Here is a 25,394-nt window from a genome sequence, read left to right as displayed (position 1 = left end):
AAGCAGTGGTTATCTGTAGCGAGGTACAGATGCATTAATCATAGCCCGCTTTATCGCCTGCGCGAGCTGTCATCCGTTGCCATTTAAAAATAAGAATACTCCGTATTTATTCCGCCTTACTGACCCGCCAGATACTGTTACCGGCATCGTCGGCGATGAGTACCCCGCCCTGTTTATCCATCGCCAGTCCGACCGGCAAACCGCGAACCTGTTTCTGATCGTCAGTCAGGAATCCGGTCACCACCGGCTGCGGCAACCCGACCGGTTTACCGTTTTCAAATTTCACCCACATCACCTGATAACCGTTCAGCGGCTTGCGGTTCCAGCTACCGTGTTCACTGACAAACGCACCGCCGCGATATTGCGCCATATTATCGCCGGTATAGAACAGCAACCCGAGCGGGGCAACATGCGAACTGATGGCGTAATCCGGCTTGATGGCTTTTTCGACCAGGTCAGGACGCGGCGGTTTGACCCGCTCATCCACATGCTGCCCGAAATAACTGTAAGGCCAGCCATAGAAACCATGCTCCTGCACGGACGTCATGTAATCAGGCACCAGATCAGAGCCGATTTCGTCACGTTCATTAACCACGGCCCACAGTTTGCCGCTTTCCGGTTCCCATTGCAGGCCGGTCGGATTGCGCAATCCGCTGGCGAAAATCCGGCTGGCACCGGTTGCGGCATCCACTTCCAGAATAGCGGCACGCCGGTCTTCTGCACCGATACCGTTCTCGGTGATGTTGCTGTTGGAACCGACGCCGACATACAACTTACTGCCGTCCGGGCTCGCCAGCAGGGATTTAGTCCAGTGATGGTTGATCGGGCCGCCCGGCAGTTCGGTGACCACTTCACCTGGCGCGGTGATCTGCGTTTCACCTTCCTGATACGGGTATTTAATCAGGCTGTCTGCGCTGGCAACCCATAACCTATTGCCGGTCAGCTGAATACCGAACGGGGCATTCACGCCGGTAATAAATAGATGCTTCTCCCATTTACCGCCGGTATAGCGCAGCAGCGTAATGCTGTTGCCACCCTCGCCGCCTTTACCGGAGGATTTCTGCACCAGGCCCATAATTAACTGTTTCGGCCTGAAGATGGGCTTTTTCGCCGGACCGTTAGATTCCGCCACCAGCACATCGTTATTCGGCAACACATACACCTGACGCGGATGCTTAAGTCCATCAGCGATTTTTTCGATCTTCAGCCCGTCCGCCACTTTCGGCATTTCACCGGTTTTCCACGGTATACCTTCCGGCACTTTCATCGGCGGCATCAGAAAGTTTTGCGCTTTCGGCAGTTCAGGATCCGCGCCGGTTTGTTTGTTGGGATCGATTTGCGAACTGTCATCACAACTGCTCAGTAACGCGGCGAGTGTCAGTGCGAGTAACGCGCGTTGATAATTTTTCATCGTGTTATCTCCTTATACTGTGCGTGCGCGTAACGCGAGCTGGACATTCCCCAGCAACAGCAACACCACCACCAGCGTGGAAAGCATGACCCCCATCGGTACGACAGCATAAGCATCGCGGCTGTGAATAAAGGCATTGAAAATAGCCAGCAGCACCGCCAGCAGATTCAGCCAGAAATGGGTTTTTACCGGCGAACCGGCAGGCGTTTTTCCCCCGGTCCATACCTGCGCCAGATTGATCAGCCGGGGAATAATGGCAATGATCAGCCCGAACACAATCAGCCAACTGGCGGCATCGGTCCACATCGTGATGAAGGTCTTCATATAGAGAATGTCGAAGATCCAGGCGGCGACAAAAAAACCAAGAGGAACGGGATTTAACAGTTCGTACAGCGCCACTGCGACACCCCGGCGCGGTGAAATCGGGTGCGTTTGCATGTTCGTCTCCTTAACTTATCCATGACTGACCGCGTAAAAAAACACGATAACCCTCAGGCGTACCTGTAAAAGATTAGTAAAGATGACGGGTTATGACGAATTCATTAGCAACGTAATTATTTATGACGTGCCGATGTCGGCAAAAAACGCCGGATATCTGCCTGCATGAAAAAAGCCCGTCAATATGACGGGCTTTGGCGTTTCCGACCGGTAATCAGACCGTGCCGGTACCGCCATCAGAACACCAGACCTGCCCTGAGGCATAACTGTTTTCATTTGAGGCCAGCGTCACGTACAGCGGGGCGATTTCCGCTGGCTGTCCCGGACGTTTCAGCGGTGCCTGCTGACCAAAGGATTCGATTTTTTCCTGAGGCTGTCCGCCGGAAATTTGCAACGGCGTCCAGTACGGCCCCGGCGCAACACCGTTCACCCGAATTCCGTCCCCCGCCAGCTGTTTGGCCAGCCCTTTGGTGAAGGCCATGATCGAGGCCTTGGTGGAGGAGTAATCGAGCAAATTATCACTCGGTGAAAACGCCTGAACAGAAGTCGTATTAATGATCGCACCGCCTCGCGGAATGAATTCCAGCGCCGCTTTGGTTATCCAGAACATGGCGTACACGTTAGTTTTGAACGTGGCGTCGAAGGCTTCGGTGGTCAGATCCTTAATCGAATCACAGAACTGCTGACGACCGGCGTTATTGACGAGCAGATCCAGCCCGCCGAGTTTCTCTTCCGCTTCCTTCACCAGTTGCTGACAGAATTTCTCGTCGCGAATATCCCCCGGAATGGCAATCACTTTCCGCCCTTCGGCCCACAGCAGGTCGATCACTTCTTTGGCATCGGCCTCTTCGTCCGGCAGATAATTGATGGCGACCTGTGCACCTTCACGGGCGAAGGCAATCGCCACCGCACGGCCAATACCGGAGTCACCGCCGGTAATCAGCGCCTTACGGCCTTCCAGCCGGGCACTGCCTTTGTAGGTTTTCTCGCCGTGATCGGGTACCGGGTTCATTTTGCTGGCCAGCCCCGGGAATGGCTGTTTCTGATGCTCAAACGGCGGGGTCGGATACGCATCAACATGAGGTTCATTCAGGGATGTCGGGATTGTTTTGTTGTTCATAAACTCTCCTTATTTAAAAAAGAAGGGATCTTAAAAATAGACCATGCTGCGCCGCCTGTGGGCATCATCGGACGGTTCTGAATATCCTGCGTTTGAGTGCCAACCCTATCTGGCCGGTAATGCATACGCCACCAGCGCATCACCGGAGGTTGTGCCCAGCCCGCCGTGTCCGCCGGCGGCAATCACCACAAACTGGCGGCCATCATCGCCGGTATATGTCATCGGCGTCGCCTGCCCGCCCGCCGGAAGTCGCGCTCGCCAGAGTTCGTTACCCGTCGTTTCGTCGAATGCGCGGAAATAGTTGTCTGCCGTTGCGCCGGTGAAAATCAGGCCACTTTGGGTAATGATGTTACCGCCCATCATAAAAATCCCGGTCGGCAATGGCACGTTGGTATGCGTGCCAAAAATGTTCATATCCCGGGTCGTGCCTGCCGGTCTTTCCCAGGCGATTTTTCGGGCGGTCAGATCAACCGCAACCAGTTTTCCCCACGGCGGCGCATTACAGGGTGCCTGCAGAAAACTCAGCCACGGTTTGACGATCGCTGCCCACGGCGTGCCATATTGCGGGCCAACCGAAAACTCTTTGGGTTTTGGATAAGGCTGGTTGCTGCCCCATCCGGCCCATTTGTGCATCAGCCCTTCTTTGATCGCATCGGCTGACTTTTTCAGTTCCATCGTGAACGGGATGTAACTGGTATTGGCAATCAGCACATGGCGGATCGGATCCACCGACGCGCCGTACCAGTCCATCACGCCGTCAAAGGCCGGATAAGCAATGGATTTACCTTCCGCTGGCGGGGTGAACTGCCCCTGATAGCGGGCACTTTTGAACTGGATGCGGCAATACAACTGATCAATCGGTGTCGCGCCCCACGCGTCGGTTTCTTTCAGATCTGGCGGAGAGAGACTGGGCATGCCGACAGAATCCGGCTGCGTTGGCGACAGATGTTCGCCCGGCAAAGAGGGAGAGGTATTCACCGGTTTTTCGTTTACCTGCGCCAGCGGTTTGCCGGTACGCCGGTCGAGCAGGAAAAGCTGTCCCATTTTGGTGGTCTGCACCAGCGCAGGCACGGTTATCCCCTCCGGTGACGGCAAATCCACCAGTGTCGGTCCGATCGGCAAGTCAAAGTCCCAGACATCATGATGCACAGTCTGGAAGTGCCAGCGTTCCTCGCCGGTGTGAATATCCAGCGCGACGAGCGAACTCGAATATTTTTCGTCAAACGGACGGCGTCCGGCACCGTAATAATCCGGCGTCGCATTGCCGAGCGGAATATAAACCAGCCCCAGTTTCGGATCACCGGTATAGGTTCCCCAGCCGTTTGGCGTGCCCCGGGTATACACTTCACCCGGTTTGAGCGGCGCATTTTGCGGATCCCGGCCCATATCCCACGCCCATGCAAGCTGGCCGGTGTTCACATCGAAAGCCCGGACGACGCCGGAAGGTTCACCCGTAGACTGGTTGTCATAAATCCAGCCGCCCAGCACGATGCGGCCATCCATCACCATCGGCTGCGAGGTAATGAAGTGGAAGCCCGGCGGCACGTCGCCCATATGGTCGGTCAGGCTGACAAACCCGTTCTGACCAAAGGATGAACAGGGTTCGCCGGTCTGTGCATTCAGCGCCACCATCCGCGCCTCACTGGTGGTGGCGATGATTTTTTCCGGACACACTTTATCACCGGCTGACTGGCTGTATGCCACGCCGCGACATGCCAGATACTCATTGGCCGAGGTGTCAGATTTAGGATCGAATTTCCATCGCTGCGCGCCGGTGGTGGCGTTTAGCGCAATCACTTCGCGGTGCGGCGTACAGATAAACAGCGAGTTCCCGACTTTGACCGGTGTGACTTCGAAATTAAATTCCCGTCCGTCTTTATCCTCACCCTTTCTCATCACATCCCCGGTGTGAAATTCCCAGGCGGGTTTAAGCTGACTGACATTAGCGGGTGTAATCTGTGTCAGCGGCGAATAACGTTGTCCGGCTTCTGTCCTGCCGTAATAGCGCCAGTCGTTGCTTTCCGGCGACGTGGCCTGTACATCACCCGACTGCGCCGGAACAGGCTGACGATGGACAAAACGTGACCCTGTCACCTGCCAGCCGCTGTAAAAAATACCCACGATCGCTACCACATACACCAGCCCGGCGAACGTACCGGTGCGGTGATTGCCCCGCGTTGCCATCACCTGACGGGTGATCAACGGCAGGCTGCACCAGACGCCTAATAACGCCATCACAAACAAACGCGGCATCAGTTGCCAGCCATCCAGTCCGACTTCCCATACCGACCAGACGCAGCAAAGCAGAAATGTCAGCAGATAAAGCCAGATCCCGCTGGCATGGCGGCGCGCGATAAAAATGCCGCTGAGCAGATATCCGCTGCCAAAAAGCATATACCAGGGTGAGCCGCCGAGGGCCGCCAGCCAGACGCCCAGCACCAGATAAGCCAGCCCGATGACACCCGTGACAAGCCCGGTCATGAACGACCAGCTAAAAAACCGTTCATTGCGCATAGTGATTTCTTTTGCAGGAAAAGGTTATTAAAGGATATGTAGCATTAAACAGTTATGGCGACACCAGGCGAGGATAAAGCAGCAGGAAACCGTTAATCCTTTTATTTTCAAGGGAAAAGTGACAGCGATAATGTGTCTCAAAAGTTTACAGAACCGAGACATTGTTCAGTACAAAATCGGCGTGTTCAGATAAAACGACGCACGGTTTGCATTTCGACACAAAAAAATCTCCCAGCCTGCACTCACTTTCTCGTTATTATCCTGTCCTACAGAAAAAGCACAGGCTTCGGCTTTACTGCTCATACAACGGACTGGCGGCATATCACCGAGGCAGGCATTAAGTTGATGGTTTTAACGGGATAATCTATGCGTCATTCTAAAATTGTTATGTTATCAGCCCTGGTTGTTTCATCGTTGTTACCCCTGGCCAACACGGCGTTTGCCGCGTCAAACTCACACGAGATCAAATCGTTCTACGATGATTCCAAATTGTATTCCATCGGCGATCAGGTCCCTGCGCTGTACCGTACCAAGCCGTATGAGATCGTCGGCTGGCAGGAACGTCACCTGCCGGCACCGGATGCGGGCAGCCACTGGACTTATATCGGCGGCAGCTACGCACTGATCACTGACACCGACGGCAAGATCCTCAAAGCCGAAAACGGCGATATTTACTTCCAGTAATCTGCCATCAGGATGGCAAAGATCGGGCCTGAAGAAATTCAGGCTTTTTTTATTGGGATTCCCGCGCCGGAAATATCACTTTCGAAAGTAATAAAGAGCGGAAATATCAAGTAAATAAACATATCATTATGCGTGAACAGGGTAGGTTCACGCAGTGTTCAACGCCATATTGCCGGACGAACAACGCGAACTTTCAAAAATCATCAATGAGCATTTGGCTCTTTCTCTCCGGGGCTTCCCATGAGCGACTCGCAGCAACGCCATTCCGTGCGCAAGCACCCCATGAAACTCAGCACGTCAGTCAGCCTGATGATAAGCGCCGTGATCGCGTCCGTTTTGCTGGTTGTCCATATGCTCTATTTTGTGCAGGTGAGCGACACTACCCGTGATGGTGTCAAAGATAAGGCCCTGGCCGTCGCCAGAACCATGGCAGATTTGCCCGAAACAAAACGCGCCCTGCTGCTGCCCCCTGACAGTAATATTATTCAGCCCATCGCCAGCGCGGTGCAAAAACGCAATGACCTGCTGTTTATCGTGGTCACCAATATGGATGGCATCCGTTATTCGCATCCGAATCCGGATGTGATCAGTCATCATTTTATCGGTGATGACATTAATCCGGCGCTGCTCGGCAACGAAAATGTCTCCATCAACAAAGGTACGCTCGACAAAGCACTGCGCGTATTTACGCCGGTTTATGACGAACACCACAAACAAATTGGCGTGGTCGCCATCGGAATTTCGCTGGTCAAAGTCACTGAACAAATCAATAAAAGCCGCTGGAGCATTCTGTGGACGGTGCTCTTCGGCCTGATGGTCGGTGCGCTCGGCACTTACTGTCTGGTGAAATTGCTCAAGCGTATTTTGTTCGGACTGGAACCTTATGAAATTTCAACGCTGTTTGAGCAGCGTCAGGCGATGTTGCAGTCGATCAAAGAAGGAGTGATAGCCGTCGACGCTCAGGCGCACGTCACGCTGATCAACCAGACGGCGCGACAGACTTTCCGCGAAACCGCCATCGACGTGATGCCGGACGCGGATTCCCTGCCCCTTATCGCCAACCTTCGCGACGTACTGAATACCGGCGTGCCGCGCCGTGACGAAGAAATCAACTTCAAGGGACGTCTGCTGCTGAGCAACACCGTGCCGGTACGCAACAACGGCGTCATCATTGGTGCGATTTGTACGTTCAGGGATAAAACCGAAGTCAGCCAGTTAATGCAGCGTCTGAGCGGCATGGTAAACTATGCAGATTCGTTGCGTGAACGTTCGCATGAATTCATGAACAAACTGCATGTGATCCTCGGATTACTGCACATGAAAAGTTATGCTCAGCTTGAAGATTACATTCTTAAAACGGCCAATAACTATCAGGCGGAAATCGGTTCACTGCTGCTGAAAATAAAGTCTCCGGTGATTGCCGGTTTCCTGCTCAGCAAGATTAACCGCGCATCGGACACCCGGCATCGGTTAACGCTCAGCGATGACAGCCTGTTGCCGGATAATAATAATGAAGATCAGGTGGCGGCACTGATTACCGTGCTGGGCAATCTGATTGAAAATGCGCTGGATGCGCTTGGCGATCAGCCTGATGGTGAAGTCAGCGTCCTGCTGCATTATCAGAATGGCTCGCTGGCCTGCATCGTCAGTGATGACGGGCCGGGCATTCAGCCGGAAAATATTGACGCAATATTCGAAAAGGGTGTGTCGTCGAAAGGCGATCAGCGGGGCATGGGACTTTTTCTTGCTAAACAGCAAGTAGAAAGCCTCGGCGGTACGATTACGGTAGAATCGGAACCTGATGTTTACACTCAATTTTTTGTACAACTTCCCTGGGATGCCGAGAGGACAAGTTCTTGATCAATGTACTGATAGTTGATGATGATGCCATGGTGGCAGAGCTGAACCGATGTTATGTCGGCCAGATTGACGGCTTCGCGTGCTGCGGCACCGCGTCGACGCTGCAACAGGCGAAAGATCTGGTGTTGAATTCAGAACTGTCTATCGACCTGATTTTACTCGACGTCTATATGCAACAGGATAACGGGCTGGATTTACTGCCTGAACTGCGTAACGCCCGCCGGCCTGTCGACGTCATTGTCATTTCTTCCGCCGCAGATGCAGAAACCATCAAAAAATCGCTTAATTATGGTGTGGTGGATTATCTGATCAAACCGTTCCAGTTTTCCCGTTTCGAGGAAGCACTGACCGGCTGGCAGCAGAAGAAAACGCTGATGGATAATCAGCAGTATTACGAACAGTCTGACGTTGACCGGCTGATCCATGGCAGCAATCCTGCGGCGGCAGACAATAAAAAGCTGCCGAAAGGCTTAACGCTACAGACATTGCGCACATTGTGTCAGTGGATTGACGCCCATCCGACGATAGAATTCTCCACGGATGAACTGGCAACGTCGGTGAATATTTCGCGGGTATCCTGCCGTAAATATCTGATCTGGCTGGCGCAGATGAACATTTTGTTCACCAGCATTCATTACGGCGTCACCGGCCGGCCGGTATATCGTTACCGTCTGCAGGCAGATCATTATTCCTTGCTGAAACAGTACTGTCAGTAATAACAAGCGGTCAGTAAGCAACGATACGGTAACTGTCATCCAGCGGTGTGAAAGTAAACTGCCGCTGTGATGACAAAATAACCTGCCCGTCACGGGTGACGAAAATCGCCTCGATGTGTGGGGTTTTCGCCAGACACGCCAGGCTTTTCTTCACGCCCATCCCGTACAACAACGTCGTCCAGATATCCCCGTCTATAGAATCTTCAGAAATAATGGTCACGCTGAGCAGTTCGTTATCCAATGGATAACCGGTTTTCGGGTCGAGAATATGATGATAACAGTGGCCGTCCAGTTCGAAATAACGCTCGTAAACGCCGGACGTCACCACCGATTTGCCGATGACATTGATCACGCCAATCAGGGCTTCCGGGTCGGAAAATGGTTTTTTCAGCCCAATCGCCCACGCCCCTTCCGCACCGGAACCCAAAGTCTGGACGTTACCCCCCAGATTAATTAATGCGCTCTCAACCTGTTGTTCACGCAGGTAATCCCGCACGACATCGGCGATATACCCTTTAGCCATTGCGCCGAGGTCGATTTCCATTCCGGCTTGTTGCAGAAAGACTGAGCGGGTTTGTTCATCGAGGATCACATCCTGAGGATCGGTCAGCGCCAGCAGTGTCCGGAGATCGTGCGCAGCCGGGATGCTGTGACCGCTGAAACCGATTTTCCAGCGCTTCACCAGCGGGCCGATAGTGAAGTTGAAACTGCTGTCCGGCAGACAACTGATGGCTTTAGCGCGGCGGATTAACGCAAAAACGGGCGCGCTGACCGTGACAGGGTCACGTCCTGCGGCATGGTTAATCGCCATAATATCGGAGTGCGGACGGTTCACCGTGAAGATGTTTTCCTGCTGTTTGATCAGCCTGAAAACGCCAGACGCCAGACTCTCGTTATGTTCAAACAGCTTGAGAAGAATGGGCGAACCCATCAAAACAGCGGAATAAGCATAAACACGATCGTCTGGCGTCATTGTAATACCCTGCGTGATAAACGGTTACCGCATCGCGAATTTCGCGGCGTTTTGCCCTGCAAGAATACCGAAGATAATGATATCTGCAACGGCATTACCGCCGATACGGTTGCCGCCATGGATACCGCCGACCACTTCACCCGCCGCAAATGCGCCGCCGAGTACCTGTTGTTGTGCGTCAAGGACACAGGTATCGGTGTTGATGGTCACGCCGCCCATAGTGTGATGGACGCCCGGCGCGATACGGATGGCGTAGAACGGCCCCTGATTGATCGGGTGGCGCAGTGCTGTTTTGCGACCAAATTCCGCGTCGTCCTGTTTATCTACGGCGACGTTGTAGCTTTCCAGCGTTGCCAGGAAGGTATCTGAATTCATTTCCAGTTTCGCCGCCAGATCGCGTGGTGAACTGCCGCTGATGACAAACCCTTTCGCAATGTATTCGTCAGCCGCTTTGTTGTTCAGGCGCACCTGCTCGTCAAACACCACATAGGCGAATTTCTCCGGCAGCGCGATGATATTCGCGGACACTTTGTCGCGGGTTTCCATTTCATTGAAGAAGCGTTTGCCCGCCTGGCTGACCAGAATCGCACCGCCGCCACGAATAGCTTCTGAAATCAGATAAGAAGTGGTTTGTTCAACTGTCGGGTGGATCTGAATTTCACCCATATCCACCGTTCCTGCGCCGATATTTTGCAGGATGGCAATGCCGCTACCGGTCGCGCCTTTGTGGTTGGTGGTCACGAAACCGTCCAGCTCCGGACGATATTTCACCACCATTTCACGGTTAGCACTGAACCCACCGGTCGCGACGATCACACTTTTGGCATTAATCGTCAGCACGTCATTATCGTCATTGAGCAACTGAACGCCCTGTACCGCGCCGTTGCTGTAACGGATTTCAGTGACAGAGGTATCAAGCATCACGTCGATATTGCGTTTATTCAGATTTTTCACCAGCCCGCTGATCAGGAAGCCCCCCACTGCGCTGCGGTCCGCCGGACGGTGCGTGCGGTCGACGCTCATCCCGCCGGTGATGGTGATATCGCTCAGTTCAATGTGGTGATCGGCCAGCCATTCCACCGCCCGCGGTGCATGTTCGATGAACTCTTTCAGCAACACGGTGTTGTTTTTGAACTGGCCGCCTTTCAGGGTTTCCTGATAGAACAGATCTTTACTGTCTTCAATACCTTTCAGACGCTGATAACGTGTTTCTGCGGCGTTCATGCCCACCGAGGCTTTGATGGTGTTTCCGCCAATGGTCGACATTTTCTCAACGATCAGCACTTTCGCGCCTTCGTCACACGCCTGGATCGCCGCGGCCAGACCGGCACCGCCGCTGCCGACCACCACAACGTCATAGCTTTGTGGCGCATTCAGGCTGCCGCCTTCTTCCAGCAACTGCGCTTTACAGGATTTGGCGATGGCTTTCGACACGGCTTTTTTCACCGCTTCACTTTGCTCGGTCGCGCCGGTGACGGCATCAAAGTGCGGGCTGTTGGCGTCGAGAATACGGCTGCGGATGATGTCAAAACTGGTGGTGAATTCCACATCCAGATCCGCGCCCGCGTCCAGCGCGATATCGGCAATGCGATCGGTGTCCAGACTGACGTTCACCGCCAGCTCGTGCGCAGGATCTTGCACTTTTTCCCGGAACACACCGGCTTTGAATTTCTTCGAGCTCATGCTCATGTCGCGGATCATCGCGTCCACCAGCGAGAAACGCCACAGTGGTTCAGGGATGGTCAACGCTTCCCGTTGCGTGCTGTCGATGAACAGTTCGAGTTTATGATCGGCAGCGATGCGGTCGGTCCAGTCCGGATACGCGATGCACGCCTTACCGATGGCTACCATGTCGTAGCCATGTTCCAGCGCCAGTTCGGCGTCAGATTTGTTGACGATACCGCCCACGCCCATCACCGGTATTTTTGCCAGTGTGTCCGAGCGCATGGCGACATATTTGTCGATCAGTGGCGTCGGATCAGTGGTATCGACAATGGAAGGCCGTAACGAGTAGCCGAGGGAGAAATGCAGGTAATCGAGGCCGCGCGCCGCCAGTTGTTCCAGCAAATACAGAGTGTCGGCAAAACGGATCCCCGGTTCTTCCAGCTCTTCTGGTGAGAAACGATAGCCAATGATGAAAGAGGAATCGGCGTATTTCTTCGCCATCTCATGGGTGATATCCAGCACCGCCAGGGGGAAGCGGGCGCGGTTTTCACGGCTTCCCCCCCATTTATCGTCGCGCTGGTTGGAGTTCGGCGAGAAGAATTGCTGGATCAGGTAGGTGTTTGCCCCGTGAATTTCCACGCCGTCAAAACCGGCTTCTATCGCACGACGCACACCTTCACCAAATTTGGTGATCATGTCCTCAACTTCACCTGCCGTCAGTGCCACCGGTGTGGCAGCACCGTCACGCGGTGCCGCCAGCGCACTTGGCGCGACGGGTTGCTGGCCACCAATCAGTTTTGGCTCGCTCATGCGGCCGCCGTGATAAATCTGCAAAACGGCTTTTGAACCCTGAGATTTCACTGCGGCAGCGATTTTCGCCAGTCCGTCGATTTTGGCGTCGTTGTCGATACCGATAGCACCCGGGAAAGCCAGGCCTCGGTCATCAACAAAACAGCATTCAACAATCACCGTACCGATGCTGCCAGCACGGGCGCGGTAATATTCAACCAGTTCACGGGTGACGGTGCCGTCGTAAAAGCCGGTGCAGGTGGTCATGGGTGCCATCAGAATGCGGTTTTTCAACTCAGTACCATTGGGCAGAGTGAACGGACTTAATAGCAGGTCATTGGTGCTCATAATAATTACTCCAAACTTTAAGGTTTTAAATTCTGAATTCGTTATCGGCGCGCTATTTGAGATAAGCGCAATGGAGTATTGATTTATTATTCGTTGTTTTTATTTCAATGCCGACGTCATACTATTAATATAAGTTTATTTTTACTTTCAAAACTTATTACATTAGTTAATTAACTATTTATCTATTAACTTAATAGCCGTTATATTAAAATTATGTTAACTGATAAATTAAATAATCACATTAATGCAAACTACGTTATTAATAGTATTTAACTGATGAGACTATTATTACATCTGCCGGCGTTTCCCCGCTGGCAGATCACGGAACTCGCACGCTGGCAAGTGCGTCAGATCGCCCGCTGAGGAAGTGTCCGGCTGTGAATGACTCTCATTTGGCCTACTCCATTTTTGCTTGCTGCTTCCCCGAAAGATACTCCCGTCACAATTTGCCCTTTAATTAATCAGGCAAAGTCTGCACCACTGTTTTATCCGATTTAAAAAAGAATTCAGCACCGTATTTTGTTGATCAAGATCAACAGTTAAAAATAGGGAAAACGCATTATATAAACATTTCCTCCCTCTTACGGGGAATATGAAGTACCAGACAAAAATAACAATAACGAGGCAATTAACATGCCACTATTGAATAACTAAAAAAATTATTAAGTAACTAAAAAAACCAGACAACATCTTACCTATGCATCATCACAATATTCCTAACTACCTAAGATAAATATTATGAGCGAAATATCAAAAACTGCGGTGAAAGAACCAGCGAAAAAAGCCGAATCAGGCAAAAAAAATCGCTGGATCTTTATGGCACTTCCCGTGCTGGTGTCCGTGCTGTTGCTGCTGGTTCCGGTGCCTGCCGGGCTTGAACCACACGCATGGCATTTCTTCGCCATCTTCGTGGGGGTTATTATTGGTCTGATTTTCGAGCCATTACCGGGTGCCGTCATCGGCCTGACCGGCGTGGTGGTCATCGCCCTGTTCAGTCAATGGTTGCTTTTCAGCCCGGCTGAGCTGGCAGATCCTAAATTCAAAACCGCCGCACAGTCCTTCAAATGGGCAGTCAGTGGTTTTGGTAACTCCACAGTATGGTTAATCTTCGGCGCGTTCATGTTTGCCGCTGGCTACGATAAAACCCAGTTCGGCCGCCGTCTGGCGCTGATCCTGGTGAAATATCTTGGCCGCCGCAGCCTGACGCTCGGTTATGCCATCACCTTTGCTGACCTGTTACTGGCACCGTTCACACCTTCCAACACCGCGCGCAGCGGCGGCACGATCTACCCGATCATTGCCAACCTGCCGCCGTTGTACGGCTCAAAACCGAATGACCCGAGCGCGCGCAAAATCGGTTCTTACCTGATGTGGGTGGCGATCACCGCCGCCTGTATCACCAGTTCGATGTTCCTGTCTGCACTGGCACCTAATCTGCTGGCACTGGGCATCGTGAACAGTGTGACCGGTATTAACATTTCCTGGGGCACGTGGTTCATCGCCTTCCTGCCGGTTGGTCTGCTGCTTCTGCTGACCATGCCACTGCTGGCGTACTGGTTCTACCCGCCGGAAGTGAAAATCAATGACGAAGTGCCGCGCTGGGCCACCGCTGAGCTGGCAAAACTGGGCAGAATGTCCCGTCATGAGATTTTGTTGCTGGTGTTCGTCTGCTGCGCCCTGGCGATGTGGATTTTCGCTGCGAGCTTTATCGAACCGGCAATGGCCGCACTGCTTGTCGTGGTACTGATGCTGTGGACCGGCGTGCTGAACTGGAATGACATCACCAGCAACAAACCCGCCTGGAATACCTTCGCCTGGTTCGCCACGCTGGTCGCGCTGGCTGACGGCCTATCCCGCACCGGTTTTATCGCCTGGCTGGGCAAAGAAGGCGCGGCACTGATGGGGGGCATTTCGCCGGGGGCAGCAACCATCGCCCTGCTGCTGGCGTTCTATCTGCTGCATTACCTTTTCGCCAGCACCACGGCACATACCACTGCCCTGTTACCGGCCATGCTGACCATCGGTGCGGCAATCCCAGGCATCAACATGCAGGTATTCTGTTTGCTGATGGTGACGTCTCTGGGCGTCATGGGGATCATTACCCCGTACGGTACCGGCCCAAGCCCGATTTATTACGGTAGCGGTTATCTGCCAACCAAAGATTACTGGCGTCTCGGAACCATCTTTGGTGCCATCTTCCTGATTGCCTTACTGGTCATCGGTTATCCGTGGATGGTGATGATGTTCTGATTGTGGCGATATAATCACCCACAAAGCATTAACAGAGCATTTACTTAAAGAAAACATATAAACCCCGTTGCCAGCCTGTGTATTTGGCTGGCAACATACAGAACGAATATAAACGTCGCCCCGAACACCTCTGCTATACCGACTCAACAGTCCCACCCGTGGCGGCAAAAACGGAAAAAGTGAGAAAACAATGTCGAACAAACCGTTCTATTATCAGAATCCCTTCCCTGTTTCCAAAGATGACACCGAATATTATCTGCTGACCAAAGAGCATGTCTCCGTCAGCACCTTCGACGGCGAAGACGTGTTAAAAGTGGAACCGCAGGCGTTAACGCTTCTGGCTCAGCAGGCATTTCACGACGCGTCATTCATGCTGCGACCTGCGCATCAGCAACAAGTGGCTTCCATTCTTCATGACCCGGAATCCAGCGAAAACGACAAATATGTCGCGCTTCAATTCCTGAGAAACTCTGAAATCGCTGCCAAAGGTATTCTGCCGACCTGTCAGGACACCGGCACCGCGATCATCATGGGTAAAAAAGGTCAGCGCGTCTGGACCGGCGGCGGCGACGAAGCCAGCCTGTCTCAGGGCGTATACAACACCTTCATCGAGGATAACCTGCGCTATTCCCAGAACGCCGCGCTGGATATGTACAAAGAAGTGAACACCGGCACCAACCTGCCTGCACAAATCGACCTCTACAGTGTCGATGGTGATGAGTACAAATTCCTGTGCATCGCCAAAGGCGGCGGTTCGGCGAATAAAACCTATCTGTATCAGGAAACCAAAGCGCTGATCACCCCGGCTAAGCTGAAAGATTATCTGGTGGATAAAATGCGCACCCTGGGAACCGCAGCCTGCCCGCCGTACCACATTGCGTTTGTGATTGGCGGTACGTCTGCTGAAGCGACGCTGAAAACCGTAAAACTGGCCTCCACGCATTATTACGATGGTCTGCCAACGGAAGGTAACGAGCACGGTCAGGCATTCCGTGATGTGAATCTCGAACAGGAACTGCTGGCCGAAGCCAACAATCTTGGTCTCGGCGCGCAGTTCGGCGGCAAATACTTTGCCCACGATATCCGCGTAGTACGTCTGCCACGTCACGGTGCATCCTGTCCGGTCGGGATGGGCGTTTCCTGCTCCGCAGACCGTAATATCAAGGCCAAAATCAACCGTGACGGTATCTGGATCGAAAAACTGGAAGACAATCCGGGCCAGTACATTCCTGAAGCCCTGCGTGAGCAAGGCGAAGCCGGTGTGGTGAAAGTTGACCTGAACCGTCCGATGCCTGAAATCCTGGCGCAGCTTTCTGAATATCCGGTGTCTACCCGCCTGTCCCTGAGCGGTACGATTATCGTCGGTCGTGACATCGCACACGCCAAACTGAAAGAGCGTCTGGATAACGGCGAAGGTTTGCCGCAGTACATCAAAGATCACCCGATCTACTACGCGGGCCCGGCGAAAACCCCGGAAGGTTACGCCTCCGGCTCCCTCGGCCCAACCACCGCTGGCCGTATGGATTCTTACGTAGATCTTCTGCAATCCAACGGCGGCAGCATGATCATGCTGGCCAAAGGTAACCGCAGCCAGCAGGTGACCGACGCCTGCCATAAACACGGCGGTTTCTATCTCGGTAGCATCGGCGGCCCGGCAGCGGTTCTGGCGCAGCAAAGCATCAAGAGTCTGGAATGTGTGGAATATCCTGAATTAGGAATGGAAGCCATCTGGAAAATCGAAGTCGAAAACTTCCCGGCGTTCATCCTGGTCGATGACAAAGGCAACGATTTCTTCCAGCAAATCCACGCCAATACTTGCGCGAAGTGTGTGAAGTAATCGCCCCCTGAAAAAACAAAAGGCCTGCCAGAAGTGGCGGGCCTTTTTATGGGGAATGCTTCAGAGGAGGAACGACAAAGTCGTCTCAATACCGGGTTCCTGAAACCGGAATACCCATCTTATATACCTTCGTCGTTCTGATGCCTGTTATGCAATGATACCGTTAAAGCTCCGCTTTGCCCGGATTATCAAAGCCGACCCGTCCGACAAACGGCAACCGTAATGCCGGGTTCTTCACATCAATACCCAGATTCAGCCCAAGCACGTTGACTTCAACGCCCTCTTCCACGCCCAGCGTCACGCCCAGCAGTCCCAGCAGAGAAACCTGCACACCGCGCCCTGATGGCGGTAAACCGATCGGATTTGTAATTCCCCGGTAATCTTTGCCGATCGCATTGGAAGGAAGATCAAGCGCCAGATCCGGCACTTCACGCCCGATATGCGCGATAAACGTATTACTGTTTGGCCCCGGCCACGCATGATAAGTATGCGGATACGGATAGCTTTTGATCGCCGCCTCTATTTTTGGGATCATTATTTGCGCCTGCGCGCCACGGTGATCGACCAGTATCCGGGGCTGCGAGCCAAACCAATAACCATCGGGAATAGCATAATCACGGCGCACCACGTTGGTGCTGCCCCAGCTGATCACGTCATAACGGGTAAATGCTGTTTCACCTTCACGTTTGTAAATTATCCACGGATGAACCGCCACCAGCCCGCGCCAGCCATAAGTGGGCGCGGCATAAATCTGGATAATGGCGATGCTTTTCAGTCTGACAGGATCCGGCGCAATACCGGCTGAAGTCCGTCGTGCCGTTGACCAGCTCTGGCCTGCGGGTTCTGTCCGGGTTTGTGTTGCTCTGGCGTAGCTATATCCGAAAGACAGCAGTAAAACCAGAACAAACCCGAGACTTACCCACTTTATGGCGATCATGCTTTATTCACCTTTTTGCCGGTCCGTTTAAAAGAACAACAGTACTCACTCAGGGCATGACTGGCAACGCGAAAGTCTGCCGTAAGTGGCCGCCTGCAGCATGATCGGACTGATTCCGGTTATCCGACTCGCCCGTCAGTGATCTAATTCACGCACTGGCCCGGGCAATAAAGTGCCAGTCGAGCAGCACCTGATTGTGCGGCGGCCAAAATCAGACTCCAGCCCATTGTTGCAACCGCCTTGCTGGCTCATACTGCCCGCAACACTGAAGAGATTTCGCGCATTAAATGAAAACAATAAATTGACGTTAACGCTTTGATTATAAAAGGATGAATATGACTGACTCTAAGAAAGCATTGATCATCGGCGCATCACGCGGTATCGGTTTGGGTGTGGTGGATGTACTCGCAAAACGCGGCTGGCAGGTTACCGCCACAACGCGTGATGCCGTTCCGGCCAAAACCCCGGCGGCTGTTGAATGGGTAAAACTGGACATCAATAAATCCGAAGCGCGGGAGGCGGTGAAAGACGCACTTTCCGAAAGCCATTTTGATCTGATTTTTGTGAATGCAGGCGTGTTTGGTCCGGATCATCAGGATCTTCATCAGGCCAGCGATGAAGAAATTATTCAGTTGTTTTTGACTAACGCCATTTCCCCTGTCCGTTGCGCCGGTGAATTACTGCCTTTCCTGAACCACCGCACCGGCGTGCTGGCACTGATGACCTCTGAACTGTCGAGCCTCAATGAGAATGACGTGGCGACTTATCCGCTTTATTCCGCCAGTAAAGCTGCGCTGAATATGCTGACCCGCGGGTTGCTGGAACAGATTGAAAAACAAGAACTGACGCTGCTTTCCGTGCATCCGGGCTGGGTACAGACTGATATGGGCGGTGAAAATGCCACACTCACCGTGACCGAAAGCGCCACCGGCATTGTCGATCAGTTCGAAGCCTGGCGCGGCAAAGGTGGCCATCACTTTGTTGAATATTCCGGCCGTGAGCTGCGCTGGTAAATACGGTGTGAGCTGACAAAGGGCTTGATCCGTTTTTGTGTTAATGCCACCATTAGGAAATAGACGTTTCCTAATGGTGGTTTTTTTATGGCATCCTCTTCCCCGAAGGATCGTGGTCGTCCGCGTGAATTCGATACTGAACTTGCACTGGATAACGCCATGACGGTGTTTCGTGAAAAAGGCTTTCATGCGGCGTCCATCAGCGATCTCAGTCAGGCCATGAATCTCACCGCAGGCAGTATTTATAAAGCCTTCAGCGATAAACGTACTCTGTTTCTCAACGTATTTGAACGCTACACCTCGCTGCGAAATATCCAGTTACGCCAGCAAATCGAACGCGCCGCCACTGGCCGCGAACGCATTGCCGAAGTACTGCGCTTTTACCTGCGTTCTTCCCATGAAATTGAAGGCCGCCGCGGATGTCTGGTCGTCGGCAGCACCGTCGGGTTGCTCACGCTGGATGACGAACTCGCCGCGCTGGTGCGTCAGGCCATTATGCGCAACAAATCGTTCCTCGCCTCCCTTATTGAACAGGGCCAGCAGGACGGTTCTGTCGCGGCGGATATCGATGCGCAGGCCGCATCATCCCTGCTGTTATGGATCGTTTTAGGCATGCGTGTCGCCGGTAAAGTCGAAAACAATCAGGCCAGCGAAACCACGCTGAAACTGGCGCTTAAAATCCTCGATTAAAATTTTTTTCTCATTTAGGAAATAAACATTTCCTAAATAAAGGTTTGTAATCATTAACGTTACGGAGATTTGTTATGACTGATATCACCCCGTCCGCTGTAGTATCTGCTGCGCCTTTTGCTGTCGCTGATCTCACCCTTTCCGGTTTTACGCATCGCTACGCCACCGTCGACGGTGTGCGGTTGCATTATGTCAGCGGCGGAAACCCGCAAGGCAAAGTGTTGTTGCTGCTGGCTGGCTTCCCGCAAACCTGGTACGCGTGGCGCAATGTGATGAAAGCACTGGCAGAGGATTTCTGGCTGGTGGCACCGGACCTGCCCGGTCAGGGCGATTCGGACCGGCCGCAGACCGGTTACGACACACAAAGTCTGGCGCAGAAAATCCACGGGTTAATGCAGCTTCTCGGCCACAAGCGTTATTCACTGGCAGCGCATGATGTCGGCGCGTGGGTGGCATATCCTTACGCCGCGATGTATGGCGGGGAAGTGCAACGTCTCGCGCTGCTGGATGCGGGGATCCCCGGGATCACCTTACCGGACGCGCTGCCGGTCACACCGGACAAGTCGTGGAAAACCTGGCATTTTGCCTTCCACACGTTGCCTGATTTGCCTGAAGCGCTGATCGCCGGTAATGAACGCGTGTATCTCGACTGGTTTTTACGCCGCAAAACTGCCGCGCCGGATGCTTTTACTGACGACGATATCAGCGAGTATCTGCGGGTGTTTCTGAAAAGCGGCGGCCTGCGCGCCGGGCTGGCGTATTACCGGTCGGTCACAGAATCGGCTGAGCAAAACCGTGAACTGAACCGTCGCGGAAAACTGAAAATGCCGGTGCTGGCGGTCAGCGCCGATCAGGGGTCGATCCCGGATATGGCGATTCCCCTGCACGCTTTCGCTGAAAATGTTACCGGCATCATCATCCCTCACAGCGGTCATTTCATTCCCGACGAACAACCGGAAGCCTTAGCCCGTGAACTGCATAATTTCTTCACAATGTGAGATGAAGATTTGCTGAACTTTTTATGATAAATATGCAACTCGGATTGTTTGTTAATAATTTGCATACATAATAATTGCCGGGCTAACGAGTCTTCAAAAACCGCAGACACGGCATCTTTCATTTTCAGGGATTTGTCATGTCTGCTTCTGCCGGTCATTCGGACTCGCTGTTACAGCACCGCTCGTTTGTTGCTTTCTGGATTGCCCGTGCGGCATCCAGTTTCGGTTTCCAGATGCTTTCCATCGTGGTGAGCTGGCAGATTTATTCGATCACCGGTCGCGCATTTGATCTGGGGCTAATCGGACTGGTGCAGTTTGTCCCCTCCGTTGCGCTGGCGCTGGTGGCCGGTCACGTTGCCGATCAGTTTGACCGCCGCCGCGTGGTACTGCTCGGGCAAATCGCCGAATGGGTGGCGACGGGTGCGCTGGCTTATCTGACGCTGACGCATCACGTCAATGAAGTGATTGTGCTCGGCCTGATTTTCGTGATTTCGACCGCCAAAGCCATGGAAGCACCTTCCTTACAGTCAATGTTGCCCGCGCTGGTGCCCCCGAATTTGCTGGCCCGCGCAATGGCTGCCACCAGCGTTTCCGGTCAGGCTGCGTCGATGGTCGGCCCGGCGCTGGGCGGCTTTCTGTACGTCGCTGGCGCAGGTGTCGCTTACGCCGTGTGCGCCTGTCTTTATCTGTTGTCTATCGTGATGGTCAGCCGTTTACGCTATGAACAGGTCCCGCCGCGCCGTGTTCCGGCAACCTTCAAAACACTGTTCGCGGGCATTGGTTTTATCCGCGCCAGACCGGACGTGCTGGGGGTGATTTCGCTCGACCTGTTCGCCGTTTTACTCGGCGGCGCAACCGCCCTGCTGCCGATTTTCGCCCATGACATTCTGCATACCGGGCCGTGGGGTTTAGGTTTATTGCGCGGCGCACCGGCGGTCGGCGGGCTGATCGTCGGGTTCTGGCTGAGCCATCGCGCGCTCAACCGTAATGTCGGGAAAATTATGTTCGCCGCTGTCGCCGGTTTTGGCGCTGCCACACTGGTCTTCGCGTTTTCGACTTCGCTGTGGTTATCAATGTTCGCGCTGTTCGCTCTTGGCGGCTTCGACATGATCAGCATGGTGATCCGCGGTGCGCTGGTGCAGCTCGACACCCCAGACGACATGCGTGGCCGTGTCAGCGCCGTGAACTCTATCTTCATCAACACGTCGAATCAGCTCGGCGAATTTGAATCCGGTCTGCTGGCCGCCTGGGTCGGCGCGGTGCCTGCCGCCGCTATCGGCGGTGTCGGCACGCTGATCGTGGTCGGACTGTGGATGACCTGGTTCCCTGGCCTGCGGAAACGGCAGAAACTGGAAAATGAAACAGTTGAAGCCTGACATTCTTCAGGGGAATTTTCTCACTGGAACAATTCAAAATTCCCCAATATAATCAGTTCATTCATTCATCAATGTTATATAAGGAGGATTGCCATGCTGACCCGTGAAGTTTTTTTAATTTCACTCGTCCTTAGCGATCGTCACTGCTCAGGCATTTCCGGCACCGTGCCGCGATAACCTGCTTGAGCGAAGCTAACTGACAATCTGAGAACTTCCCTCCGGCTTACCGGTTATCGTCGGCTTTTATGACGACTGGCATTTCTATGCCTGAAAACCTGAGTAAGCATCATGACGACATTATTATCCGCACAATCTTTATCTTTCGATAACGCCTTCGGCCCGTTGCTGGCTGAGATTTCCTTCGGCCTGAAAAAAGGCGACCGCATTGGTCTCATCGGCCATAACGGCTGTGGCAAAAGTACCTTGCTGAAAATCCTCAGCGGCGAACTGGCGGCCTCTTCCGGCACCGTTACGCTGGCGAATCAGTGCCTGATGGCGCGTGTCGAACAGCATCTCCCCGTTGAACTCAATGATTGTACCCTGCTGGAATCGGTGCTCGGTTATCTGCCCGGCAGCCTTCATCAGCCGGAACCCTGGCAGGCGCAGGTGCTGCTTTCCAGCCTTGGTTTTGATGAGAATGCCTGGGAACTGACGGCGGGCACGCTCAGTGGCGGTCAGCATACCCGCCTGCTGCTGGCGCGGGCGCTGATACGCCAGCCGGATTTATTGCTGCTCGATGAGCCGAGCAATCATCTGGATCTGCCGACATTACTGTGGCTGGAGCGGTTTCTGAAAGACTGGGCGGGCAGCTTTGTACTGGTGTCCCATGACCGCAGTCTGCTGGACAGCGTAACCAACGCCACCTGGATCCTGCGCGATAAAACACTGCAATTTATCCGCCTGCCCTGCACGCAGGCGCGTCAGGCACTGAAGGAAAAGGACATTGCCGACGCACTGCGCCGCAAAGCCGAGCAAAAGGAAATTGACCGCGTGACGCTCAGCGCCAAACGGCTGGCCGTCTGGGGCAGCGTTTACGACAACGAAGGGCTGGCACGTAAAGCCAAGCAAATGGAAAAGCAGGTGGTGCGCATGAAGGAAGATCAAACTGACGTTACCGCAGGCAATCAGTGGAAGCTGCGCCTCAACGGTGAAGCGCTGGCGGCAGACCGCGTGCTGGCGCTGTCTGACTTACAGGTGCGACCGGCGGCTGACGCGCCCGTGCTGTTTACCCTCGATGAAATGCGGGTGAAAAGCGGCGACCGTATCGCGCTGGTCGGGCGTAACGGCTGCGGTAAATCATCCCTTCTGCACAGTTTATGGCAGGCGTTTATCTGTCCGGAAACAGCGACCTGTGGCGTGGTTTTCCACCCGCGGTTGCGAATGGGTTATTACGATCAGAACCAGCATCAGTTGCAGGATAACGATTCGCTTTCGGATGCCCTGGCACATTTCGCGCCGCTGACCGAAGAACAGCGGAAAATGGCGCTGATCGGTGCGGGATTTCCGTATATCCGCCATCAGCAAAAAGTGGGCACGCTCAGCGGTGGCGAGCGTTCACGGCTTTTATTTATCGGCCTGACGCTGGCAAACTACTCCCTTTTGTTGCTCGACGAGCCGACTAATCATCTGGATCTGGAAGGCAAAGAGGAACTGGCCGAAACGCTGAAAACCTTCAGCGGCGCGGTGCTGATGGTTTCCCATGACAGGACACTGATCGAGCAAAGCTGTAACCGTTTCTGGTTGATAGACCAGCAGCGTCTGGAAGAATGGCATTCACCTGCACCGGTATATGCGATTCTGGCGGGCGCGGTTCCTGTGACCAGCACGCCGGTCTCTGACGTTATGGCGCATAGCACGGCGATTCAGGACACGGAAGAAGAACGCCTGCTGGCGACACTGATGGAACTGGAAAACAAGCTGGAAGAGGATCTGGCAAGAAAGCCTAAGCATCAGAAACCGGCACTGCAACGCCAGTGGCAGCAAAAGATTGCTGAACTGAATGCGTTGCTGGATCTGCTTTAAAGACATATGTTAAGAAACAGTATTCTGATTTTTACTAACACAACGCGTTCCTGTTCCTGTCGGAGAAATTATGTTTAACGTTTTACGTGCTGAGCCTAAAACCACCTTCGAATACGGCCCGTTCCGTATCCGCCGCATGCGTCCTGGGAAAATTGTGCCAGACAGTAGCGACGATGCGTTCGGGCCGCTCAGTGTTATCGATCATGCCAACCTGGAACTGGGTACACTGGTAAAAATGCATGAGCATAATAACGATGAAATTTTCAGCTACCTGTGGCGCGGTTCGATGGTGCACGAAGATTCTGCTGGTCATCGTGCATCGCTCTCACCGAAAAAGCTGATGATGATGAATGCCGGAGAAAGCTTCTGGCATGAGGAATCCACACCGCTGGTGCCGGCCGAAATGTTGCAGATTTTCATTCGTCCGCGCAAAGCAGACCTCAAAGGGCGTGTGCAGTTTATGGAGCGTCCGGACGGCGTAAAGCAAAACGAATGGACGCTGCTGGCCGCGCCGGAAGGTATTGAATCCCCACTGGAAATTCGTCAGGCGGTGTATGTTTATGACATCCGCATGGATGAAAAAAGCACCACGGAAATTCCTGCGCACCCGGGATTTGCACAATGGTTGTATGTCATGGATGGTGAAATCAGCATTGCGGACGTCAGCCTGTCAAAAGGTGATGCGATCAGCGATGAGGAAAGTGCATTACCTGCCGCCTCGGCCAAAAGAGAGACCACCCTGGTGTGTTTTCTCGTTTGTCTGGGTGCGGAAGCCATTCTGGAAGGGACAATTAGCGGGAAGTAGAAAAACAGCGGAAAGTAATAAATTCTGACACTTAAAATGTAAAAGCCCCAGTCGTTAAACCGGGGCTTTTAAGGTACTATCAAATTAATATTTAACATTCATCAACTTAATTACATATTACAACTTCTAAAGACGTACATATTTTCACAGGATATATTTTGAAGCCAGGTAACGCTATCCTCCTATAATTTTGTGGAATAACATTGCTATCCTGTTAATTTCACTTATACCGGTTTTCAGTCGGGATAAATGAGTACATCACCCTCGCGATATATACTCTTTGATGCGTGACCTTACTCTCGTCGCGATATTCTCGATTTCAGACTTAACGTACCCAAATCGCGAACATAACTCTGACTAACAAGGCGTTACATCATCGCGTTTTCTTCCACATCATGCGATCGCACAGCTTTGCTGCATGGCCTTAAAGCATCATCTCACGGATTTTAAATTACAATCCGGTGTTGAATCACCCAAACTAAAATACTTCGTGACCTTTATCGCATCTCATTACTTGCAAGTTTATCAACCTGCTAAATGCACCGCGAAATAAAATTCTCATTCCATTTCTCTCTGGTGCTGAGTTCTAATCTACTCGCTATAAATCGTGTGTCAACCCTGTATTTACGAACAGTTTTTTTAATCGACGCCATATTAGAAAACATAATGAAATCTGTGACCTATACCAAAGATATTGATAAGACCATTAACCAAAAAGTCGAATAAAAATAATCCTGCGTACACATCTCCTGCTCCTTCCGCCCTGCTGATCGTAATATCGGCCACCTTTGTACCAGCAAACTAGTTCGACAGTATACATTTGTACTCAAATCCACTATATTGCTGCGCTCAGGACCCTGACCGCAGCATAAACGCGCGATTTCCGGTCACTTTTCATATCAAATCTTTTACAGCAATTCATTTAACGAATCGTGATAAAAGCCACGC

General features: G+C 52.9%; 18 protein-coding genes. 11 read left to right on the top strand and 7 right to left on the bottom strand.

The window, feature by feature from the left end; translation table 11 throughout:
• Positions 1 to 106: 106 nt before the first annotated feature.
• The 4 genes from RAHAQ2_RS23670 to RAHAQ2_RS23655 all read right to left on the bottom strand — a co-directional run bounded on the left by RAHAQ2_RS23670 (position 107) and on the right by RAHAQ2_RS23655 (position 5,483).
• Entirely contained in the window at positions 107 to 1,411 is a 1,305-nt protein-coding gene (locus tag RAHAQ2_RS23670; protein WP_014341915.1) for a PQQ-dependent sugar dehydrogenase, read from the bottom strand.
• A 12-nt stretch (positions 1,412 to 1,423) separates the two neighbouring features.
• A complete protein-coding gene (locus tag RAHAQ2_RS23665) occupies positions 1,424 to 1,849 on the bottom strand; it encodes a DUF2231 domain-containing protein (RefSeq protein ID WP_014341914.1) in 426 nt (141 codons plus the stop codon).
• A gap of 214 nt (positions 1,850 to 2,063) precedes the next feature.
• On the bottom strand, positions 2,064 to 2,969 hold the full coding sequence (locus RAHAQ2_RS23660; RefSeq protein WP_014341913.1) for an SDR family oxidoreductase: 906 nt from the start codon (positions 2,967 to 2,969) through the stop codon (positions 2,064 to 2,066).
• Positions 2,970 to 3,074: 105 nt separating this feature from the next.
• Positions 3,075 to 5,483 (bottom strand): membrane-bound PQQ-dependent dehydrogenase, glucose/quinate/shikimate family, encoded by a 2,409-nt coding sequence (locus tag RAHAQ2_RS23655; protein ID WP_014341912.1) that lies wholly within the window; start codon positions 5,481 to 5,483, stop codon positions 3,075 to 3,077.
• A gap of 366 nt (positions 5,484 to 5,849) precedes the next feature.
• Between RAHAQ2_RS23655 and RAHAQ2_RS23650 the strand changes: the two genes are divergently transcribed.
• The 3 genes from RAHAQ2_RS23650 to dcuR all read left to right on the top strand — a co-directional run bounded on the left by RAHAQ2_RS23650 (position 5,850) and on the right by dcuR (position 8,743).
• Complete coding sequence (locus tag RAHAQ2_RS23650; protein ID WP_013578291.1) at positions 5,850 to 6,167, top strand: RcnB family protein; 318 nt, start codon at positions 5,850 to 5,852, stop codon at positions 6,165 to 6,167.
• A gap of 240 nt (positions 6,168 to 6,407) precedes the next feature.
• Positions 6,408 to 8,027, top strand: coding sequence for a sensor histidine kinase (locus tag RAHAQ2_RS23645; RefSeq protein WP_014341911.1), 1,620 nt, complete (start codon positions 6,408 to 6,410; stop codon positions 8,025 to 8,027).
• On the top strand, positions 8,024 to 8,743 hold the full coding sequence (dcuR, locus tag RAHAQ2_RS23640) for a two-component system response regulator DcuR (RefSeq protein ID WP_014341910.1): 720 nt from the start codon (positions 8,024 to 8,026) through the stop codon (positions 8,741 to 8,743). The genes RAHAQ2_RS23645 and dcuR overlap by 4 nt, the downstream gene beginning before the upstream one ends.
• 10 nt (positions 8,744 to 8,753) lie before the next feature.
• On the opposite strand, the gene RAHAQ2_RS23635 is transcribed toward dcuR, so the two are convergent.
• Both RAHAQ2_RS23635 and RAHAQ2_RS23630 read right to left on the bottom strand, forming a co-directional pair.
• Positions 8,754 to 9,716: an FAD:protein FMN transferase gene (locus RAHAQ2_RS23635; protein WP_014341909.1), complete on the bottom strand. Its 963-nt coding sequence runs from the start codon at positions 9,714 to 9,716 to the stop codon at positions 8,754 to 8,756.
• A gap of 24 nt (positions 9,717 to 9,740) precedes the next feature.
• Complete coding sequence (locus RAHAQ2_RS23630; protein WP_014341908.1) at positions 9,741 to 12,518, bottom strand: flavocytochrome c; 2,778 nt, start codon at positions 12,516 to 12,518, stop codon at positions 9,741 to 9,743.
• 738 nt (positions 12,519 to 13,256) lie between these two features.
• Here RAHAQ2_RS23630 and RAHAQ2_RS23625 point away from each other — a divergent pair.
• Positions 13,257 to 14,768 carry an anion permease gene (locus RAHAQ2_RS23625; RefSeq protein WP_037040907.1) on the top strand — a complete coding sequence of 504 codons (1,512 nt, stop codon included), beginning with the start codon at positions 13,257 to 13,259 and terminating at the stop codon, positions 14,766 to 14,768.
• Between the two features lie 190 nt (positions 14,769 to 14,958).
• Positions 14,959 to 16,605 carry a class I fumarate hydratase FumA gene (gene fumA / locus RAHAQ2_RS23620; protein WP_014341906.1) on the top strand — a complete coding sequence of 549 codons (1,647 nt, stop codon included), beginning with the start codon at positions 14,959 to 14,961 and terminating at the stop codon, positions 16,603 to 16,605.
• Positions 16,606 to 16,768: 163 nt separating this feature from the next.
• Here fumA and RAHAQ2_RS23615 read toward each other — a convergent pair whose 3' ends face one another.
• Positions 16,769 to 17,542 (bottom strand): DUF3750 domain-containing protein, encoded by a 774-nt coding sequence (locus RAHAQ2_RS23615; RefSeq protein WP_014341905.1) that lies wholly within the window; start codon positions 17,540 to 17,542, stop codon positions 16,769 to 16,771.
• Between the two features lie 335 nt (positions 17,543 to 17,877).
• Here RAHAQ2_RS23615 and RAHAQ2_RS23610 point away from each other — a divergent pair, with 335 nt between their 5' ends.
• The 6 genes from RAHAQ2_RS23610 (at position 17,878) to RAHAQ2_RS23585 (ending at position 24,446) form a co-directional block, all read left to right on the top strand.
• On the top strand, positions 17,878 to 18,555 hold the full coding sequence (locus RAHAQ2_RS23610) for an SDR family oxidoreductase (protein WP_014341904.1): 678 nt from the start codon (positions 17,878 to 17,880) through the stop codon (positions 18,553 to 18,555).
• Between the two features lie 87 nt (positions 18,556 to 18,642).
• Entirely contained in the window at positions 18,643 to 19,245 is a 603-nt protein-coding gene (locus RAHAQ2_RS23605) for a TetR/AcrR family transcriptional regulator (RefSeq protein WP_014341903.1), read from the top strand.
• Between the two features lie 74 nt (positions 19,246 to 19,319).
• Positions 19,320 to 20,243: an alpha/beta fold hydrolase gene (locus RAHAQ2_RS23600; protein WP_014341902.1), complete on the top strand. Its 924-nt coding sequence runs from the start codon at positions 19,320 to 19,322 to the stop codon at positions 20,241 to 20,243.
• Positions 20,244 to 20,380: 137 nt separating this feature from the next.
• The gene (locus RAHAQ2_RS23595) at positions 20,381 to 21,619 is read left to right on the top strand and encodes an MFS transporter (RefSeq protein ID WP_014341901.1); all 1,239 of its coding nucleotides are present in this window, start codon (positions 20,381 to 20,383) and stop codon (positions 21,617 to 21,619) included.
• A gap of 288 nt (positions 21,620 to 21,907) precedes the next feature.
• A complete protein-coding gene (locus RAHAQ2_RS23590) occupies positions 21,908 to 23,641 on the top strand; it encodes an ABC-F family ATP-binding cassette domain-containing protein (protein WP_014341900.1) in 1,734 nt (577 codons plus the stop codon).
• Positions 23,642 to 23,711: 70 nt separating this feature from the next.
• Positions 23,712 to 24,446 carry a pirin family protein gene (locus RAHAQ2_RS23585; protein WP_014341899.1) on the top strand — a complete coding sequence of 245 codons (735 nt, stop codon included), beginning with the start codon at positions 23,712 to 23,714 and terminating at the stop codon, positions 24,444 to 24,446.
• Positions 24,447 to 25,394 lie beyond the last annotated feature (948 nt).

The organism is Rahnella aquatilis CIP 78.65 = ATCC 33071 (genome assembly GCF_000241955.1).
GTDB classification, from domain to species: domain Bacteria; phylum Pseudomonadota; class Gammaproteobacteria; order Enterobacterales; family Enterobacteriaceae; genus Rahnella; species Rahnella aquatilis.
Note: the sequence above shows the minus strand (reverse complement) of the source record. Positions and strands in the feature narration are given on the sequence as shown.

Excerpts from the sequence above, each read along its gene's own strand:
- RAHAQ2_RS23670 (WP_014341915.1), bottom strand. The coding sequence starts at position 1,411 with ATGAAAAATTATCAACGCGCGTTACTCGCACTGACACTCGCCGCGTTA.
- RAHAQ2_RS23665 (WP_014341914.1), bottom strand. The coding sequence starts at position 1,849 with ATGCAAACGCACCCGATTTCACCGCGCCGGGGTGTCGCAGTGGCGCTG.
- RAHAQ2_RS23660 (WP_014341913.1), bottom strand. The coding sequence starts at position 2,969 with ATGAACAACAAAACAATCCCGACATCCCTGAATGAACCTCATGTTGAT.
- RAHAQ2_RS23655 (WP_014341912.1), bottom strand. The coding sequence starts at position 5,483 with ATGCGCAATGAACGGTTTTTTAGCTGGTCGTTCATGACCGGGCTTGTC.
- RAHAQ2_RS23650 (WP_013578291.1), top strand. The coding sequence starts at position 5,850 with ATGCGTCATTCTAAAATTGTTATGTTATCAGCCCTGGTTGTTTCATCG.
- RAHAQ2_RS23645 (WP_014341911.1), top strand. The coding sequence starts at position 6,408 with ATGAGCGACTCGCAGCAACGCCATTCCGTGCGCAAGCACCCCATGAAA.
- RAHAQ2_RS23635 (WP_014341909.1), bottom strand. The coding sequence starts at position 9,716 with ATGACGCCAGACGATCGTGTTTATGCTTATTCCGCTGTTTTGATGGGT.
- RAHAQ2_RS23630 (WP_014341908.1), bottom strand. The coding sequence starts at position 12,518 with ATGAGCACCAATGACCTGCTATTAAGTCCGTTCACTCTGCCCAATGGT.
- RAHAQ2_RS23625 (WP_037040907.1), top strand. The coding sequence starts at position 13,257 with ATGAGCGAAATATCAAAAACTGCGGTGAAAGAACCAGCGAAAAAAGCC.
- fumA (WP_014341906.1), top strand. The coding sequence starts at position 14,959 with ATGTCGAACAAACCGTTCTATTATCAGAATCCCTTCCCTGTTTCCAAA.
- RAHAQ2_RS23615 (WP_014341905.1), bottom strand. The coding sequence starts at position 17,542 with ATGATCGCCATAAAGTGGGTAAGTCTCGGGTTTGTTCTGGTTTTACTG.
- RAHAQ2_RS23610 (WP_014341904.1), top strand. The coding sequence starts at position 17,878 with ATGACTGACTCTAAGAAAGCATTGATCATCGGCGCATCACGCGGTATC.
- RAHAQ2_RS23605 (WP_014341903.1), top strand. The coding sequence starts at position 18,643 with ATGGCATCCTCTTCCCCGAAGGATCGTGGTCGTCCGCGTGAATTCGAT.
- RAHAQ2_RS23600 (WP_014341902.1), top strand. The coding sequence starts at position 19,320 with ATGACTGATATCACCCCGTCCGCTGTAGTATCTGCTGCGCCTTTTGCT.
- RAHAQ2_RS23595 (WP_014341901.1), top strand. The coding sequence starts at position 20,381 with ATGTCTGCTTCTGCCGGTCATTCGGACTCGCTGTTACAGCACCGCTCG.
- RAHAQ2_RS23590 (WP_014341900.1), top strand. The coding sequence starts at position 21,908 with ATGACGACATTATTATCCGCACAATCTTTATCTTTCGATAACGCCTTC.
- RAHAQ2_RS23585 (WP_014341899.1), top strand. The coding sequence starts at position 23,712 with ATGTTTAACGTTTTACGTGCTGAGCCTAAAACCACCTTCGAATACGGC.